Origin of the sequence: Aeromonas sp. s8 (genome assembly GCF_040907785.1) — a bacterium.
GTDB lineage: Bacteria > Pseudomonadota > Gammaproteobacteria > Enterobacterales > Aeromonadaceae > Aeromonas > Aeromonas veronii.
Window position 1 is genome coordinate 1 of record NZ_JBFOCL010000019.1, and the last position, 17,226, is coordinate 17,226.

Consider the following 17,226-nt stretch of genomic DNA (forward strand, 5'->3'; position numbering starts at 1 on the left):
GTCTCGCCTTTGCCCAGGTACTGCACCAGGCTGTTGTCGACGTTGTAGGTCCAGGTGCCGTCAGCCGTGATGCTCAGGCTGCCCAGTGCATCCGGGCTCGCGGTGATGCTGGCCGCGTCGGTCTTGAACGCCACCTCATCCGCGCCGTCCACGTCGCTGATCTTCAGCTGGCCGCTGTCGCTCAGCAGGCCTGTGCTCGAGACGTTCAGGTCTTCGGTCACCGCGCCCGCGTCATCGCTGCCGCTGATCTGTACCGAGCCGTCGTTCACCCCGGTGATGATGATGGTCACCGTGTGCGGTGTGCCATCGACACTCTGCACGGTGAAGGTCTCTTGCTTGGTCTCGCCTTTGCCCAGGTACTGCACCAGGCTGTTGTCGACGTTGTAGGTCCAGGTGCCGTCAGCCGTGATGCTCAGGCTGCCCAGTGCATCCGGACTCGCGGTGATGCTGGCCGCGTCGGTCTTGAACGCCACTTCATCCGCGCCGTCCACGTCGGTCACTGTCAGCACGCCGGTATCGGTCAGTACATCTGGGCTGGCATCTTCAGTCACAGCGCCGGTGTCGTCACCCGCGATGATGGCAGCATCATTGACGGGGGTAACAGTTCCGGTAACACCGCCTGTCGAGCTGTTCACACCATCGGTAATGGTATATTCAAAAGAGATATCACCATTGAAATCAGGGGCTGGCGTAAAGATCAGCTGGCCATTACTCAAGGTGACGGAACCATTACTGATCGCTACTGTGCCGCCTTCGGCAATGGATTGGCCATTGATGGAGGTAATAGTGAGGCGATCACCATCCGCGTCTGTGTCGTTGCCAAGCACATTAATGGTGACGGTGCCGTCCTCCTCCACGCTGAACTGGTCGTTGCTTGGCAAGGGGGCTGCATTCACCACGCTGTTGTCGGTTCCCTTGGGTGAGGTGTTACCCACAGGGTCGGTCAGAGTGGCATCCACCGTGATCGGGCCGTTGACCGGCAGATCCGTGGTGGGTATGGTCAAAGTAACCTGTGTACGGCCGATATCATCGGCTGTCAGAATAGTGCTGGAATCAGGCACGCCATCACCATTCCAGTCTACATCAAGGCGATCGCCGATCTTGGCATCACCCGGTAAACGGATAATGACACCCACTCCGGTTTCACGCTCATTAGCAGAGATGACACTATCTGTCCCATCTAGGATTTCGACCTGTGGAGCGGAAGGTGATGCACTGTCAACGCTGCCGTCATCGGTAGCACTGCCGGTATTGCCTGCAGGATCTGTCACTGTGGCGGTCACGGTATAAGAGCCCTCAGCCAAAGGGGTCACCACATCCACGGTGAAGGTACCGCTGGGTGTGACAATCGCGGTCAGGGTTTGTTGATTACCGTTTGCATCGGTGACTAGCAGGGTCACGATGCTGCCAACGGGAGCATCTGTGGTTCCGGTCAGGGTCGGAGTGGTGTCATTGGTGTTGTCTGGCGCAACGACGGAAATGGTGGGCGGAGTCAGGTCAAATACCTCATCTTCGCCAGCAGCACCCAACGGTGGCTCACCATTGGCGTTGTAGGTGGTATCGAAGGTAGCTTCAGCAATGGTTGCGGAACCGGTACGGTCGATGGTAACAAAACCGCCGTTGCCACTGGCACCGGCGACGCCCCCAATACCGCCACCACCGGCGGCAGGTGCACCGCCTGCGGCAGAGGCTTCAAAGGCCTGGGTCGGGTCCGCGCCGCCCAAAATGGCCTGTTGTAGGGCACTGATATCATCAGGAGTACCTGCAGCGCCGTTTTGCGCCAGCTGGGGAGCATCTCCCTCTTCGGCAGGCTCACTCTGTTCGCTGGCTGGTTGCACAGTGAACGACTGTCCGCCGCCCATGAAACTGGCGCCATCCGGCGACATGATCACCGCCCCTTTCGGCAGCACATCACCTTCAGCCAACAGCTTCCGGCTGCCATCTGCGGCAACCAGATAAATTTGTCCTTTAAGTTGGGTTACGGTTACGCCCTGTTCCAAGGTAACGGCATTGGTGATCATGTTCTCTCCTGAATCCTGATTTGAATGCAATAAGCCACAGCCTACTTTGCAGACTGAGGGGAAAAATAACCAGCTCGAAAATTCGAAAGGATAGACCGATTTGAGGCTGAACTGTTCAGCCAGACAGAAGTGTATAAAGCGAGGTTGCGAGAGTGGTAAAAACCAAAATTATCAATAAATTACAGAATGATGACAGGAGCATGACAAGGCATGCTCCCGTCAGGATGAATCCTAGGCTCCCGCCCAGAGGATTATAGCCAGCAGCTGTGGCGAGATGATCCGCAGGAACATCACCAGCGGGTAGACAGTGGCGTATGAGAGCGCACTGGCGCCACTGGTCGGGTGCATGGCGTTGGCAAAGGCCAGCGCGGGAGGATCAGTCATAGAGCCGGCCAGCAAGCCGCACAGGGTCAGATAGTTCATCTTGCCGTAGAGGCGCGCCAGCACACCGACCACCAGCAGCGGGATCAGGGTGATCGCCATGCCGTAGAGCATCCAGGCTGGGCCATCACCGTTGATCAGGGTATCGACGAAACCGGCACCGGACTTGAAGCCGACCACCGCCAGAAACAGCACGATCCCGATCTCCCGCAGCGCCAGGTTGGCACTGGGGGGCATGAACCAGTAAAGCTTGCCGATGCTGCCGATCCGCGACAGGATCAGCGCCACCACCAGCGGCCCACCCGCCAGACCCAATTTGAGAGCGGCCGGGAAACCGGGCAGGTAGAAGGGGATGGAGCCGAGCAATACGCCAAGGCCAATCCCGATAAATACCGGCAACATCTGCACCTGTTGCAGCTTTTGCTGCACGTTGCCGACCACATTGGTCACCGCTTCGATGGCATCGAGACGGCCAACCAGGTTGAGGATGTCACCAAACTGCAGGCTGGTCTGGCTGGTCGGCACCAGTTCGATACCGGCACGGTTGAGACGGGAGATCACCACGTCATAGCGCTGTTTGATGTCCAGATCGCGGATCTTCTTGCCAAGAACCTGCTCGTTGGTCACCACTACTCGCTCGACGCGCAGATCGGTGCCCCGGGTCGAGAGCGAGGTCTCCACCTCCTCCCCCAACACCAGCAACACCTTGTGCAGCGCGTGACGCTCACCCACCAGGTGCAGCAAGTCACCCAGTTCGATACGGGATTCCGGCCGTGGCACCATCAGCTCGTCGCCCCGTTTGAGCCGTGAACAGATGACATCAGACTCGTCGAGACTCGGGATCTCGCTCAGCATCAGGCCGTGCATGTTGGGGTTGCGCACCGCGATGTTGATGGTCTGCAAGCTCTCCTTGGTTTTACCGGTTTGTAGCTCGAACTGGGCGGCTTCATCGTCGATCTTGATGCGAAAGAAGACCCTGACCAGCCACATGGTGAGCAAAATGCCACAGATACCAAACGGATAGGCAACCGCATAGCCCATCCCCATCAGGCCGGTAGAGCCAGGCGCGGCGCCCAGCTCGGCCAGGATCTGCTGGCCAGCACCGAGGGATGGCGTATTGGTGACGGCACCGGAGAAGACCCCCAGAATGACCGGCAACGGCACATCGAAAAATTGATGCAAGCCAGCGGCCACCACGCAGCCAAGGATGACCAGCAAAGCGGCAAAGGCGTTGAGTTTGAGACCCGAACTGCGCAATGACGAGAAGAAACCCGGCCCAACCTGGATGCCGATGGTATAGACAAACAGGATCAGGCCAAATTCTTGAATAAAGTGAAGCGTTTGTGCATCCAGCGCGAGATCGGAGGCGCCTGCAAAGTGACCCACTATGATGCCGCCGAACAGCACCCCCCCTATTCCCAAGCCAACGCCATAGACTCGCCAGTTTCCCAGCCAGAGTCCTAGCACTGCCACCAGCGACAACATGCTGATGGAAAGCGCGATTTCACTCATTTCGTGCATCCTTTGCGAATTGAACTGGCCCTAGCTTGTCAGCAAACGCTGATGCCAACTGTGTGATACCGCACGAATTTATCCTTTTACGCGCTAAAAATACCAATTAAGGGCTAGTTGCAAGACGTTAGGCGACGTAGCCGTAAATGGCCATAAAGTGACAAACACTGCCACCCAGCACAAAGAGATGCCAGATAGCGTGGTTATAGGGGATCTGCTTGGCCACATAGAAGATGACCCCGAGGCTGTAGATAAGGCCACCGAGCCCGAGCAGCAGCAGCCCCTCACCGGCCAGATGGATATAGAGCTGATAGATGACCACCAGCGACAGCCAGCCCAACATCAGGTAGGTAAAGAGCGACAACTTCTTGAAGCGGTTGATAAACACCAGCTTGAACACCACACCAGCCAGCGCCAGGGCCCAGATCACCACCATCAAGCCCTTCGCCAGCGGCGTGTCGAGCGCCACCAGCAGGAAGGGGGTATAGGTGCCGGCAATCAGCAGATAGATGGCGCAGTGATCAAACACCTTGCACCAACGTCTGGCCCGCCCTGACCCCATGCTGTGATAGAGGGTCGAGGCGAGATAGAGCAGCACCAGACTTCCACCATAAAGGCTGTAGCTCACCAGCGCCTGCGTACCCTGCCCCCATCCCTTGATGAGCAACAGCACCAGCCCGACAATCCCCAGCAACAATCCCGCACCATGACTCAGCCTGTTTGCCAGCTCCTCCCGGGGGGAGTAATCCATCACACCACTCATAACATCGACTCCACAATAACTGCGGCTCACTCTACCCAGCGCCATTTCGGAGTACAAGTGTTCGCTTAAAAAATGGAGTGGCTGTCACCTGCCAACCTTTGGTGTATGCTCTGCCGCCGATGCCCGAGACAAGCGGCATAGACACCTACCCCGGTGACCTGGTCTGGAGAACCTGATGAAGTTGACTGAGCTGTTTGCACAAGCAGATCCCGCCTTTGGCGAGGCGATGAACACCTTGCTGGAGAGCTTCCACCACTCCGACGACAGTCAGGCCCCCTATCAGCGCGACCTGTTCACCCACCAGCTCGATCAATCCCGCATGCCTGCAGTCGGCCAACCTATCGAGGAGTATCTGGCGCGGCTGGCCACTCTGGTGCCCGGCGCCTCGCACCTCACCTCGCCACGCTACATGGGCCACATGACGGCGCCCCTTCCGGCCTATACCGCCGAGCTGTCGCGCCTGCTGGTGATGCTCAACCAGAATCCGATGAAGATGGAGTCCTCCCGCCTGCTCAGCTTTCTGGAGCGGGAGGTGCTGGCCAAGCTGCACCGCCTCATCTATGGCAGGGACGATGCCTTCTACGGCGAGCAGATGCATGCCAAGGATGCCGCCCTCGGCGTCATGACCAGCGGTGGCACCATCGCCAACGTCACCGCCCTCTGGCTGGCCCGCAACAGCGCCTGTGGCGACAACCTGTTCGCCCTCTTTGAGCAGGGCTATCGCGGCGCCGTCATTCTGGGTTCCCGGCTGATGCACTACTCCTTCGACAAGGGGATGGATCTGCTGGGACTGGGCGCCCGCAGCGTCTGGCGCCTTGAGACCGACGAGCAGAACCGTCTCAGTCTGGCTGCGCTGGAGCAGGCGCTGATCCAGTGCAAAGAGCAGAAATTGAAAGTGCTGGCGCTGGTCGGCGTGGCAGGCAGTACCGATTTTGGCTCCATCGATCCGCTGCCGGAGCTGGCAGCCATCGCCGAGCGCGAGCAGATCCACTTCCACGTGGATGCGGCCTGGGGCGGCCCGACCCTCTTCTCCCCCCGCTATCAAGGTCTGCTGGCCGGAATAGAGCAGGCCGACACCGTCACCCTCGATGGCCACAAGCAACTGCTGGTGCCGCTTGGTACAGGCATGCTGCTCTGCCGCCAGCCCGACCTGATGATGGCGGTCAAGCGAGAGGCGCCCTACGCCATTCGCGCCACCTCGTTCGATCAGGGTCGCTTTACGCTGGAGGGCACCCGCCCGGCCAACGCCCTCTATCTGGATGCCGCTTTCCAGCTCTTCGGCCAGCAAGGCTATGCCGACCTGATCGAGGCCAACTACGACCGAGCCCGGCTAATGGCCGAGTTCATCGAAAGTGACCCCGCCTTCGAGCTGATGTCGGCACCGGTGATGAACCTGCTCTCCTACCGCTGCATCCCGCCCCATCTGCAGGGCAAGGTGCTGGACGAAGCGGCCAACGAGCAGATCAACGCCTTCAACGTGGCGCTACAAAAAGCCCAGCGGGCCGAGGGGCACAGCTTTGTCTCCCGTACCCAGCGGGCCGTGGTGCGCTACGGTGCCCAGCCGCTTACCCTGTTGCGTGCCGTGCTGCTCAATCCCCTGATTGAAGAGCGCCATATCCGCGACCTGCTGGCCGATCAGCAGCGACTGGGGCTCACCATTGCTCGCCAACTGTTTGGCGATAGCGCGGAACCGGCGTAAAAATGAGCGGTCTTATTCATTTGCCGTTGTCTGCTGTACAGGTAGACTGGGCGAAATTTGCAGGCCATCTTTGAGGACTAGGCGCCAACAATGAAGCAATTTATTGAATTTATTCCACTTATCGTTTTCTTCGCGGTCTACAAGTTCTACGACATCTACATGGCCACCGGCGCACTGGTGGTAGTCACCGGTCTGCAGCTCGCCTATAGCTGGATCCGCTATCGCAAGGTCGAGAAGATGCAGCTCTTTACCTTCCTGCTGGTCGGCTTCTTCGGCGGCCTCACCGTCTTCTTCCACGATGACACCTTCATCAAGTGGAAAGTGACTGTCATCAACGTGCTGTTCGCACTGGGTCTGCTCATCAGCCGCTACGGCTTTGGCAAGAATCTGATCAAACAGATGTTGGCCAAGGAGCTGCAGGCACCCGATGCAGTCTGGGACAAGGTCAATCTCGGCTGGGTCGGCTTCTTTACCGTCTGTGGCCTGCTCAACCTCTACGTGGCGTTCAACCTGCCGCAGGAGATGTGGGTCAACTTCAAGGTGTTCGGCCTGCTGGGGATGACGCTGGTCTTTACCCTGCTGAGTGGCGTCTACCTCTACCGCCACATTCCGGCTGATCAAAAAGAACAGCTGAAAAAATAACCCTCATCAGAAAAGGATTGTCTCATGTGGTATCTCATCTACTCCGAAGATGTCCCCGATAGCCTGCCACTGCGCAAGCAAGTTCGCCCTGCCCATCTGGCTCGCCTGCAAGCCCTGCAGGATGAGGGTCGGCTGCTGACCGCCGGCCCCAACCCGGCTATCGATGCCGAAGATCCGGCAGATGCAGGCTTTACCGGCAGCACCGTCATCGCCGAGTTTGCCTCGCAGGCTGACGCCAAAGCCTGGGCCGATGCCGATCCCTATGTGGCAGCTGGCGTCTATGCCAAGGTCACCATCAAGCCGTTCAAGAAGGTCTTCTGATCCAAAGCACATAGCGAAATAAAAAAGGCCGGACTGGCAGTTCACTCCAGTCCGGCCTTTTTGCATCCCGATATCAGCCTCACGCCCTGGCGACAAACCAGGGGTTGAGGATATCGGGCTTGTTGTAGGCAAGGGACGAGCCATCGAGCTGGGTGACGCTGCCCCCCGCCCCCTCCAGCACCGCCTGCGCCGCACCAGTATCCCACTCGCAGGTAGGAGCGAGGCGCGGATAGAGCTCGGCGCACCCCTCGGCAATGATACAGAACTTGAGGGAGCTGCCCATCGAGACCAGCTCGATCTCGCCAAAAGGAGCCAAGAAATCGAGGGTCTCCTGCGACAGGTGGTTGCGACTGCCCACCACTCGCCACGCCTCGCCTTCACGATGAGGCCGGGTCTGGATAGGCTCGCGCTTGCCATCGGCGATACGCCAGGCACCGAGCCCCTTTCCGCCATACCAGAGCTTGTCCAGCACAGGGGCATAGACCAGCCCCCAACGCGGCGCCCCCCCTTCAATCAACGCGATATTGACGGTGAACTCGCCGTTGCGGGAGACAAACTCCTTGGTTCCGTCGAGGGGATCCACCAGCCAGTAGCGGGACCAGCCGTGGCGCGCCGCCATCACCTCGGACCCAGACTCCTCAGACAGTACGGGAATATCCGGAGTCAGCCGTGCCAACCCCTGAACGATCACCTCATGAGCCCCCTTGTCGGCAGCGGTAAGCGGGCTCTCGTCGCTCTTGTACTCCACCGCGAAGGGCTGGCTGTAGATGGCCATGATGGCCGCCCCCGCCGCGCGGGCGACAGGTTCAAGTTCGGTGATATCGGGGTGGTACAGGGTGTGATCCATAACAATCTCGTCCAACTCACAGGGTCAACCAGTGTAACCCTTTTGACATCAACTGCTTATAGCCGATTGTGCTGGGTTATTACGGCGCGGGAGTCGCCATCGTTTGAACAGGGCCAAAAACAACAAGGGACGCCGTGGCGTCCCTTGTTGTTTTTGGCAGCCTGTCTCAGGCCGCGGGCCTATTTTGCAACTCAGATCCCCTGACGGGCTTCCTTCATCAGCAGGCGCATATCGCTCACGGCTTTGGCCAGACCATCGAAGGCGGCGCGGCCGATGATGGCGTGGCCGATATTGAGCTCATAGAGCTCGGGGATGGCGGCGATGGCCTTGACGTTGTGGTAGTGCAGGCCATGGCCGGCATTGACCTTGAGCCCCTTGCCAGCGGCATAGGAGGCGCCGGCGGCGATACGCTTGAACTCGGCGTTGCGCTCGGCATCGGTGGTGGCATCGGCGTAACGGCCGGTGTGGATCTCGATAAAGGGGGCGCCACTCTCGGCAGCTGCATCAATCTGGATGGGATCGGCATCGATAAAGAGGGATACCTGGGCACCCACAGCAGAGAGGCGGGCAACTGCGTCAGTCACCTTGTCCAGCTGACCGGACACGTCCAGACCGCCCTCGGTGGTCACTTCGGTGCGCTTCTCCGGCACCAGACAGACGAAGTGGGGCTTGATGCGGCAGGCGATGCCGATCATCTCTTCGGTCACCGCCATCTCCAGGTTCATTCTGGTCTGGATAGTCTGGCGCAGGATCTCCACGTCGCGGTCGGTGATGTGGCGGCGATCTTCACGCAGATGCACGGTAATGCCATCGGCCCCGGCCTGCTCGGCCACGAACGCAGCCTGTACCGGATCCGGATACTGGGTGCCACGGGCGTTGCGCAGAGTCGCGATATGGTCGATGTTCACACCCAGATAGATTTCACTCATTGAGAACTCCTTGAAAGGCTTCATCTGTTGACTGCGCGGTCAGCGAATCACACCGCGCCAATATCCGTATGTCTGTAATCTGTATCAGCCTTGCATGCTGGCTTTGCGTTTTAAAAACAGCTCCCGGCTCTTTAGCTGGCGCTTGCCCAGATAGGGTTGCAACGCCAATCGGCTGAAACGTTTGGCCGCCTGCAGCAAGGGAGGGGTATCGAAACGTCCCTCGGCAAAGGCGAGCAGGTGGGCACCGAGAAACAGGGTACGGGGATCCGGCGCCCGCTCGCAAGCAACAAAGCCCAATTCACGCTCGAAGCCATAGAGCAAGGTCGGCTCGATGGGCGACTCGTCGTCCGCCGTGTATTCGAAATCCACCGCATAGCCGAGCGCCTGCAACAGCAGGAACTCGAAGCGACGCAGCGGCAGCTCCGGCGTCTCGCCGTCGGCCAGCGCCATGATGGCACGGGCATAGGCATCGAATACTTCGGGGAACGGGGTGTGCGCTTCCAGCAGGTAGTAGACCAGCTCGTTGAGATAGAGGCCGTAGAAGAGGCGATCGCCGCCGAGACGCAGGGAGTGATCCGGGCATTCGACCTGGGTGAGGTTCTTGAGATCCCCCTTGCCACGCCAGGCGATGGTGAGCAGGGTAAAGGGTTGCAGCAGCCCCTTGAGAGGGGAGCGTGGCCCGCGAGAACCGCGAGCCACCAGAGTAAATCGGCCACTATCCTGGGTGAAGACCTCGACCAGCTGGCTGGTCTCCCGATAGGGCCGACTGTGGATGACGAAAGCTGGAGTCAGCAATCAGTCGTCGCCATACCCGAGGCTGCGCAGGGCGCGCTCATCATCAGCCCAGCCCGACTTGACCTTAACCCACAGCTCGAGGTGCACCTTGTTCTGGAACAGACGTTCCATGTCGAGGCGCGCTTCGGTGCCGATGGTCTTGATCTTCTCGCCCTTGTTGCCGATGACCATCTTCTTCTGGCCATCGCGCTCGACCAGGATCAGGCCGTGGATGTGGTAGAGGCCGTTCTCTTCCACCTTGAAGCGCTCGATCTCCACCGTCACCGAGTAGGGCAGCTCCTCACCGGTGAAGCGCATCAGCTTCTCGCGGATGATTTCGGAGGCCATAAAGCGGGAAGAGCGGTCGGTCACGTAATCTTCCGGGAAGAAGTGGACGTTTTCCGGCAGCAGATCCTTGGCCCACTCGCGGATCTTCTCCACGTTGGTGCCCTTTTCGGCACTGATGGGCAGAATATGGGCGAAGTTCATCTGTTGGCCCAGCCACTCAAGGTGCGGCAGCAGATCTTCTTTCTCTTTGACGTTGTCGATCTTGTTGACCGCCAGCACCACCGGGCACTTGAGATTGCGCAGCTTGCCCAGCACCATCTCGTCGTCTTTGGTCCAGTGGGTACCGTCGACCATGAACACCACCATGGCCACATCACCCAGCGAACTGGTGGCGGCACGGTTCATCAGACGGTTGATGGCCCGTTTCTCTTCAATGTGCAGACCCGGGGTATCTACATAGATGGTCTGGTAGTTATCCTCGGTGTCGATCCCCAAAATCCGGTGACGGGTGGTCTGGGGCTTCTTCGAGGTGATGCTGACCTTCTGGCCAAGCAGCTTGTTGAGCAGGGTGGACTTGCCCACATTCGGGCGGCCCACGATGGCAACAAAGCCGCAGTAGGTGGTATCTGTCATGACAGTTTTTCCAATGCTTGCTGCGCCGCGGCCTGTTCGGCCTTGCGACGGCTGGTGCCGACCCCGACGAGGGGACCATCCAGACCTTCCACGTCACACTGGACAGTGAACTCCTGGTTGTGGGCCTCGCCCTTGACGTTGGTCACAGTGTAGGTCGGCAGGGATTTGCGGCTTCCCTGCAAAATTTCTTGCAGACGGGTCTTGGGATCTTTCTGCTCGATGCCCGGCTTGATCTCTTCCAGGCGGCTGGCGTACCAGCTCAGCAGCAGTGTCCGCACCGTCTCAAGATTGGTATCCAGATAGACGGCACCGATCACCGCCTCGACCGTGTCGGCCAGAATGGATTCGCGGCGAAAACCGCCGCTCTTGAGTTCGCCGGGGCCCAGGATCAGGTGATCCCCGAGGTCAAACTCCCGGCCCAGTTCGGCCAGGGTCTTCTCGCGCACCAGGGTGGCGCGCATCCGGCTGAGATCCCCTTCCGCCGCTTGCGGGAAGCGGTGGAACAGATCATCGGCAATCACCAGACTCAAAATCGAGTCACCCAGAAATTCCAGTCGTTCATTGTGACGGGAACCGGCGCTGCGGTGAGTCAGCGCGCGGGTCAGCAGTTCCAGATCCGCAAAGACGTGCCCGAGACGGGACTGCAGTCTGTTCATCTTGATATTCATTTACTTGATTCCGCCAATGCGGTTGAAGCGCACACCTGTCGGTACCCAACTTGGCAGCAGGGAGCCTTCTTCGCGCTCGAATTCAAAACTTATCCAGATAGCGACCGCCTTGCCGACCAGATTCTGCTCGGGCACAAAGCCCCAGAAGCGGCTGTCGGTGCTGTTGTCGCGGTTGTCGCCCATCACGAAATACTGGCCTTCCGGTACCACCCACTCGTCGGGGTAGGTGCCGGGCTGGCGATAGTAACGGCCAACCATGTCGGGCATCAGCGGATTGCGCAGGGTCTCGTGGGAGACATCGCCCAACTGCTCGGTATAGCGATCAAGGGGGATCCCCATCTGGGTAAATTCGCCTCTTTGTTCAAACTTGACGTCGAGCTTCTTGAAGCCCGGACACGTTTTCCCTTCCTGCTCTTCGCACTTGGGCCGGATCATCAGCTCCTTGTTGCGATAGATAACCCGATCACCCGGCATGCCGACCACCCGCTTGATGTAGTCAACGCGCGGTTCAAGGGGATACTTGAACACCACCACGTCGCCACGCTTGGGCTCGCCAGTCTCGAGGAACTTGGTGTTGGTCACCGGGTCCCGCAGACCGTAGGCAAATTTTTCCACCAGGATGAAGTCGCCCACCAGCAGGGTGGGCATCATGGAACCTGACGGGATCTGGAACGGTTCAAAAATGAACGAACGCAGGATCAGCACAAAGGTGATGACCGGGAAGACCCCGGCGGTCTGCTCAATCCAGACCGGCACGGGGGCCACCTTGGCCAGGGTCTTCTCATCCAGGTGGGCACCGCCATGGGCACGAGCCACGGCAATCTTGGCGGCGCGCTGCTTGGACCAAATCATCTTGTCCAGACACCAGATAACACCGGTGATCGCGCAGACCACCACCAGGATCAGGGAAAACGTGCTTGCCATCTATTAATCCTTTCCGACGTGGAGAATCGCGAGGAAGGCTTCCTGCGGCACGTCGACACGGCCGAGGGACTTCATCCGCTTCTTACCTTCTTTCTGCTTGTTCAGCAGTTTCTTCTTACGACTCACGTCACCACCGTAACACTTGGCGGTTACGTCTTTACGCAGAGCCTTGACGGTGCTGCGAGCGATGATCTGGTTGCCGATGGCCGCCTGAATCGCGATATCGAACATCTGGCGCGGGATCAGCTCGCGCATCTTCTCCACCACCTGACGACCGCGATACTGGGCGTTGTCTTTGTGGGTGATGATGGCCAGGGCATCGACCCGCTCACCGTTGATCATGATATCCAGACGGACCATGTCGGAGGTTTCGAAACGCTTGAAGCCATAGTCCAGCGAGGCGTAACCACGACTGGTGGATTTCAGACGGTCGAAGAAGTCGAGCACCACTTCCGCCATCGGGATTTCATAGGTTAGTGCCACCTGCTTGCCGTGGTAGACCATGTTGGTCTGCACGCCACGCTTCTCGATACAGAGGGTGATGACGTTGCCCATGTACTCCTGCGGCAGCAGGATATGACACTCGGCGATCGGCTCGCGCATCTCCTTGATGCTGGTGATGGCGGGCATCTGGGCCGGGCTGTCGATGTGGATAGTAGAACCGTCGGTCAGCTCGATCTCGTACACTACGGTCGGCGCCGTGGTGATCAGATCCAGATCGTATTCACGCTCCAGACGCTCCTGAATGATCTCCATGTGCAGCATACCGAGGAAGCCACAACGGAAGCCGAAGCCCAGCGCAGTGGAGCTCTCCGGTTCGAAGAACAGGGAGGCATCGTTCAGGGAGAGCTTGTCGAGGGCGTCACGGAACGACTCGTAGTCATCGCTGGAGATGGGGAACAGACCCGCATAAACCTGCGGCTTCACCTTCTTGAAGCCAGCCAGCGCCTTGTCGGCACCGTTCTTGGCCTGAGTCAGGGTATCGCCCACCGGCGCGCCGTGGATGTCCTTGATACCGCAGACAACCCAACCTACCTCGCCGCAACCCAGACCCTGGGTATCCACCTGCTTGGGCGTGAAGATACCGATACGATCGACCCCCCACACCTGACCGGTACTCATCACCTTGATCTTGTCGTTCTTCTTCAGGGAACCGTTCTTGATCCGAACCAAAGAGACAACGCCCAGATAGGAGTCGAACCAGGAGTCGATGATCAGCGCCTGCAGCGGGGCATCCGGGTCACCTTCCGGTGCCGGGATCTTGGCGACGATCTCTTCCAGCACCAGATCAACACCCAGGCCGGTCTTGGCGGAGCAGCGCACCGCATCAACCGCGTCGATACCGACGATGTCTTCGATCTCCTCGGCAACCCGCTCGGGTTCTGCGGCCGGCAGGTCAATCTTGTTCAGCACCGGCACCACTTCCAGATCCATTTCCATGGCGGTATAGCAGTTGGCCAGAGTCTGTGCCTCAACCCCCTGGCCGGCATCCACCACCAGCAGCGCCCCTTCACAGGCCGCCAAAGAGCGGGAGACCTCGTAGGAGAAATCCACGTGGCCCGGGGTGTCGATAAAGTTCAGCTGGTAGGTGTTACCGTCTTGTGCCTGGTAGTTCAGGGTCACACTCTGTGCTTTGATGGTAATGCCGCGCTCGCGCTCCAGATCCATGGAGTCAAGCACCTGAGCCTGCATCTCGCGGTCGGACAAGCCACCGCAAGTCTGGATCAGACGGTCCGACAGGGTCGATTTACCGTGGTCGATGTGCGCAATAATCGAAAAGTTACGAATGTGTTTCATCGAGCAAGAGTCACTCAAAATTAGTTAAGGTCAGTTATGGAGGCGCGATTTTACTGGATAACCCGGCTGACGGCCATTCTTTAGTCGCCAGCGCCAGTGAAATAGCGCCTGTTCAGTCAGGGGAGGATGCGGACAGGGACGACCACGCCGAGCATCTGCGGGCCGTAGCGCCCCTGATCCAGGCGGTTGGAAAAGTAACGAACCAGTAAAAAGCCCAGCACGCCCCCCAGCAGGCAGCAGAGAATGGTAATCCCCTCCCCGCCCGAGAGCAGCGGCGCCAGCCAGAGCTGCCCCAGCAAGGCGCCGGCCAACAGACAGAAAAGCGGCAGCACATAGACCAGCGTAGCCCCGCGCAGCAGACTCTCTTGCGGGATACCGAGCCTCACTTGCTGGCCAACCCGCACCTCGGCGGTCAGCCTGACCCGCAAGCGGGGAGCTTTCAGGGGAAATGCCTTGGCCACGGTGCCGGTACCGCAGTTGGACTGCTGCTGACAACCACTGCAGGCGGAGCGACGCTCGCACTCCACCCAGGCATGGTCACCCTCAATGGCCACCACGGTCGCCAGCTCTTCACTCATCTCATTCACGGCAACACCTCGGGTTCACACAATCAGGGGATCTGACCACGACTCGCCACGCTCGGCAAGCGGGGAACAACCCCGCATCCCCCGTTACTGCACCGCTTCGTTGCGGGCCAGCGGCTGGACCGACTCGGCGATGCGCTTGGCGGTTTCGGCAGGCACCTCGCCGACCACGGTGATCTCGACCCCTACCTCGTTGACATAGCTCACCAGCGAGGTTGCCCCCTGGCGGATCAGCTGCTGGCGCACCGCCTGCTTGGGATCGACCCGGGAGACGTAAACCGAGAGATCCACCAGCCCGTCGGAGAGCATCATGTAATCCACCGGCATACTGGTGGTCACCAGCTGGTGCCGGTCTTGCGACAGCACCTTGAAGCCATCGGGCAGCCAGGTAATCTGCCAGTTCAACTGCTGTTGTGGCGCTGGATAGGCGTCCTCCAACGCCAGCGCCGGAGGCTGCTTGCTGTTGGCCAGCTTCACCAGCCAAGGGGCCGGTTTGCTCTGCAGATCCAGCTCGACACCGAGCACCTGCTCCACCAGATTGCCTTCCCGCTCGACCATGTCGATCCGCAGCAGCAAGTGGCTCTGCTCATCAATCCAGAGCACGAAACCATATTTATCGGCCTCTTTAGGCACCAGCCTCACCACCTGTGCCACCACACCGGCGACCCGGCTGCGGCCGGCCAGCACAGGATCATAGCTCTCCAGCACCTGCGCCAGCGGCATCTTCACCAGGGTCGACCAGATGCCGGGGAAGCGGGCATCCTTCAGGGTGTAGGGATCGTGGCTGTTTTCAAAGAAGGTGTATTCGTTCTGGCGCTGGAGATACTCGATCGCCTTGCCGTCGAGGTAACTGAGGTGGGCCACTTCCTTGCCGTTGATCACGGCATGGCTGATCCGGATCGGTTCAAGACGCCCCTGACGGGCCTTGACCATGGACAACTCGAAATTCTGTTGCTGCACGGCACTCTGCATCTGCTGCAACAAGGCCTCGGCCGACTTATCGTCGGCCGAGGCCTTGGCACTAATCAGCAGGAGAGAGGCCAGCAAAATACGGCTGGACTGGCGCACGTTTGTATCCCTGACAATTCGTTATTGTTGGATCTGTCTGTCTTGCAACAGGCGCTGCTGCAACTGGTGGTCACGCAGGAAGGCGTTAATCCGCTCCCGCTGCTCCTGCATCTGCTGTTCGGTCAGCCCTTGCTGACGGGCTCGGGCGCCATCCTGTTGCGGATAGTGAACACTCACAGGCGCCGCACTGCCACCGATTGGAATGGTATTGAGCACCGGATTGGCCGGAACGCCATCCTGTCCCTGATACTGCTGCACCCCGAAGATAACGGCAGCGGCCACAGATGCCGCAATGGCATATTGACCCAGCTGCTGACCGACACGGCGGAACAACGGAACCACATTGGAATCTGTCTTGACCGGTGCAACGGCAGGTTGCAGCACGGGAGCCGTCTCGACCGGCTTGGGTGCCAGTATGGTGGGCTCATCCTCCAGCGCAGCCATGATGCTGTCACTGAGATCCAGTTGCAGATTGACCGGCAGGTCACCCCGCATGGCATCGCCGATCAGGTGGTAACGACCCCAGGTATCTTGCAAGTCGGAGTCCATCTCCAGCTCGTTCAGTACCTCTGCGTCACTCAGGTCACCATCCATCAGGGCAGAGATTTGCTCTTTATTTGCCATAAGTTAACCCGTCTTTCCCCAGTTAATTCTCGATCAGAGGTTGCAGCTTTTTATCGATTGCTTCCCTCGCCCGGAAGATACGGGATCTGACCGTACCCACTGGGCAATCCATGATTTCGGCAATCTCTTCGTAGCTCAGCCCTTCCAGTTCGCGAAGGGTGATAGCTGTCCTCAGGTCTTCCGGCAATGCCTCTATGGCTGAAAACACGGTGCGTTTGATCTCGTCAGTCAGCGCCAGGTTTTCGGGGGTTGAGACCTCTTGCAAGGCTTCACCACCACCATAAGACTCCGCTTCGTCAGCCTCCACATCACTGCTGGGCGGCCTGCGCCCCTGGGAGGTGAGATAATTCTTCGCCGTGTTCACGGCAATTCGGTACAACCAAGTGTAAAAAGCACTTTCGCCACGGAATGTCGGCAATGCACGGTAGGCTTTTATAAAGGCCTCTTGCGCCACATCGGGCACATCACCGGGATTGTTGACATACCTGGCAACCAGGTTGACCACCTTATGCTGGTATTTTTTTACCAACAGGTTGAAAGCTGCTTTATCGCCGCGCTGGACCCGTTCAACCAGCTGTTCGTCCAGTAGATTCTGGTCGCTCATCAGAGCCGTAAAACCCCCATCAGGTTATCGTTTTTCTTTTCCGGCCCTTCCTAAGCGCACAAGTTCAGACAGGGAGAATCAGAGAAAGTTCGCTTCAATTGAAAAAAATGTGATGCAGGCTGCATCCTCGCCCTCGCTTGGGCTACC

General features: G+C 59.0%; 17 protein-coding genes. 3 read left to right on the forward strand and 14 right to left on the reverse strand.

The window, feature by feature from the left end; all coding sequences use genetic code 11:
• The 3 genes from AB5Y86_RS06560 to AB5Y86_RS06570 form a co-directional block, all read right to left on the reverse strand.
• On the reverse strand, positions 1-2,021 hold a 2,021-nt coding region (locus AB5Y86_RS06560; RefSeq protein ID WP_368192490.1), incomplete at its 3' end, for a retention module-containing protein.
• Between the two features lie 231 nt (positions 2,022-2,252).
• Entirely contained in the window at positions 2,253-3,914 is a 1,662-nt protein-coding gene (locus AB5Y86_RS06565) for a putative transporter (protein WP_005335335.1), read from the reverse strand.
• A gap of 127 nt (positions 3,915-4,041) precedes the next feature.
• Positions 4,042-4,677 (reverse strand): hemolysin III family protein, encoded by a 636-nt coding sequence (locus AB5Y86_RS06570; protein ID WP_042080056.1) that lies wholly within the window; start codon positions 4,675-4,677, stop codon positions 4,042-4,044.
• 175 nt (positions 4,678-4,852) lie between these two features.
• On the opposite strand from AB5Y86_RS06570, the gene AB5Y86_RS06575 reads away from it, so the two are divergent.
• From AB5Y86_RS06575 to AB5Y86_RS06585, 3 genes are all read left to right on the forward strand, one after another.
• Positions 4,853-6,376: an aminotransferase class V-fold PLP-dependent enzyme gene (locus tag AB5Y86_RS06575; protein ID WP_368192440.1), complete on the forward strand. Its 1,524-nt coding sequence runs from the start codon at positions 4,853-4,855 to the stop codon at positions 6,374-6,376.
• A gap of 90 nt (positions 6,377-6,466) precedes the next feature.
• A complete protein-coding gene (locus AB5Y86_RS06580; RefSeq protein ID WP_128835008.1) occupies positions 6,467-7,018 on the forward strand; it encodes a septation protein A in 552 nt (183 codons plus the stop codon).
• A 24-nt stretch (positions 7,019-7,042) separates the two neighbouring features.
• A complete protein-coding gene (locus tag AB5Y86_RS06585; protein WP_047436050.1) occupies positions 7,043-7,339 on the forward strand; it encodes a YciI family protein in 297 nt (98 codons plus the stop codon).
• Positions 7,340-7,418: 79 nt separating this feature from the next.
• Here the strand turns inward: AB5Y86_RS06585 and cysQ are convergent, their stop codons facing one another.
• The 11 genes from cysQ to rpoE all read right to left on the reverse strand — a co-directional run bounded on the left by cysQ (position 7,419) and on the right by rpoE (position 17,079).
• The gene (gene cysQ / locus AB5Y86_RS06590; protein ID WP_368192491.1) at positions 7,419-8,174 is read right to left on the reverse strand and encodes a 3'(2'),5'-bisphosphate nucleotidase CysQ; all 756 of its coding nucleotides are present in this window, start codon (positions 8,172-8,174) and stop codon (positions 7,419-7,421) included.
• Between the two features lie 203 nt (positions 8,175-8,377).
• Positions 8,378-9,115: a pyridoxine 5'-phosphate synthase gene (pdxJ, locus tag AB5Y86_RS06595; protein ID WP_368192441.1), complete on the reverse strand. Its 738-nt coding sequence runs from the start codon at positions 9,113-9,115 to the stop codon at positions 8,378-8,380.
• Between the two features lie 84 nt (positions 9,116-9,199).
• Complete coding sequence (recO, locus tag AB5Y86_RS06600) at positions 9,200-9,910, reverse strand: DNA repair protein RecO (RefSeq protein ID WP_005335391.1); 711 nt, start codon at positions 9,908-9,910, stop codon at positions 9,200-9,202.
• Positions 9,911-10,810: a GTPase Era gene (gene era / locus AB5Y86_RS06605; RefSeq protein ID WP_005335393.1), complete on the reverse strand. Its 900-nt coding sequence runs from the start codon at positions 10,808-10,810 to the stop codon at positions 9,911-9,913. It lies immediately after the preceding gene.
• Positions 10,807-11,478: a ribonuclease III gene (rnc, locus tag AB5Y86_RS06610; RefSeq protein WP_005335394.1), complete on the reverse strand. Its 672-nt coding sequence runs from the start codon at positions 11,476-11,478 to the stop codon at positions 10,807-10,809. Before rnc ends, era begins: the two co-directional genes overlap by 4 nt.
• Positions 11,479-12,402 (reverse strand): signal peptidase I, encoded by a 924-nt coding sequence (gene lepB / locus AB5Y86_RS06615; RefSeq protein ID WP_005335395.1) that lies wholly within the window; start codon positions 12,400-12,402, stop codon positions 11,479-11,481.
• A gap of 3 nt (positions 12,403-12,405) precedes the next feature.
• Entirely contained in the window at positions 12,406-14,199 is a 1,794-nt protein-coding gene (gene lepA / locus AB5Y86_RS06620) for a translation elongation factor 4 (RefSeq protein ID WP_005335396.1), read from the reverse strand.
• 116 nt (positions 14,200-14,315) lie between these two features.
• Positions 14,316-14,777, reverse strand: a complete 462-nt coding sequence (locus tag AB5Y86_RS06625; protein ID WP_201972855.1) for a SoxR reducing system RseC family protein — start codon at positions 14,775-14,777, stop codon at positions 14,316-14,318.
• 93 nt (positions 14,778-14,870) lie between these two features.
• Complete coding sequence (locus AB5Y86_RS06630; protein WP_005335407.1) at positions 14,871-15,851, reverse strand: MucB/RseB C-terminal domain-containing protein; 981 nt, start codon at positions 15,849-15,851, stop codon at positions 14,871-14,873.
• A 21-nt stretch (positions 15,852-15,872) separates the two neighbouring features.
• Positions 15,873-16,475: an RseA family anti-sigma factor gene (locus AB5Y86_RS06635; RefSeq protein WP_005335409.1), complete on the reverse strand. Its 603-nt coding sequence runs from the start codon at positions 16,473-16,475 to the stop codon at positions 15,873-15,875.
• 22 nt (positions 16,476-16,497) lie between these two features.
• Positions 16,498-17,079 carry an RNA polymerase sigma factor RpoE gene (rpoE, locus tag AB5Y86_RS06640; RefSeq protein WP_005335411.1) on the reverse strand — a complete coding sequence of 194 codons (582 nt, stop codon included), beginning with the start codon at positions 17,077-17,079 and terminating at the stop codon, positions 16,498-16,500.
• Positions 17,080-17,226: the final 147 nt, after the last annotated feature.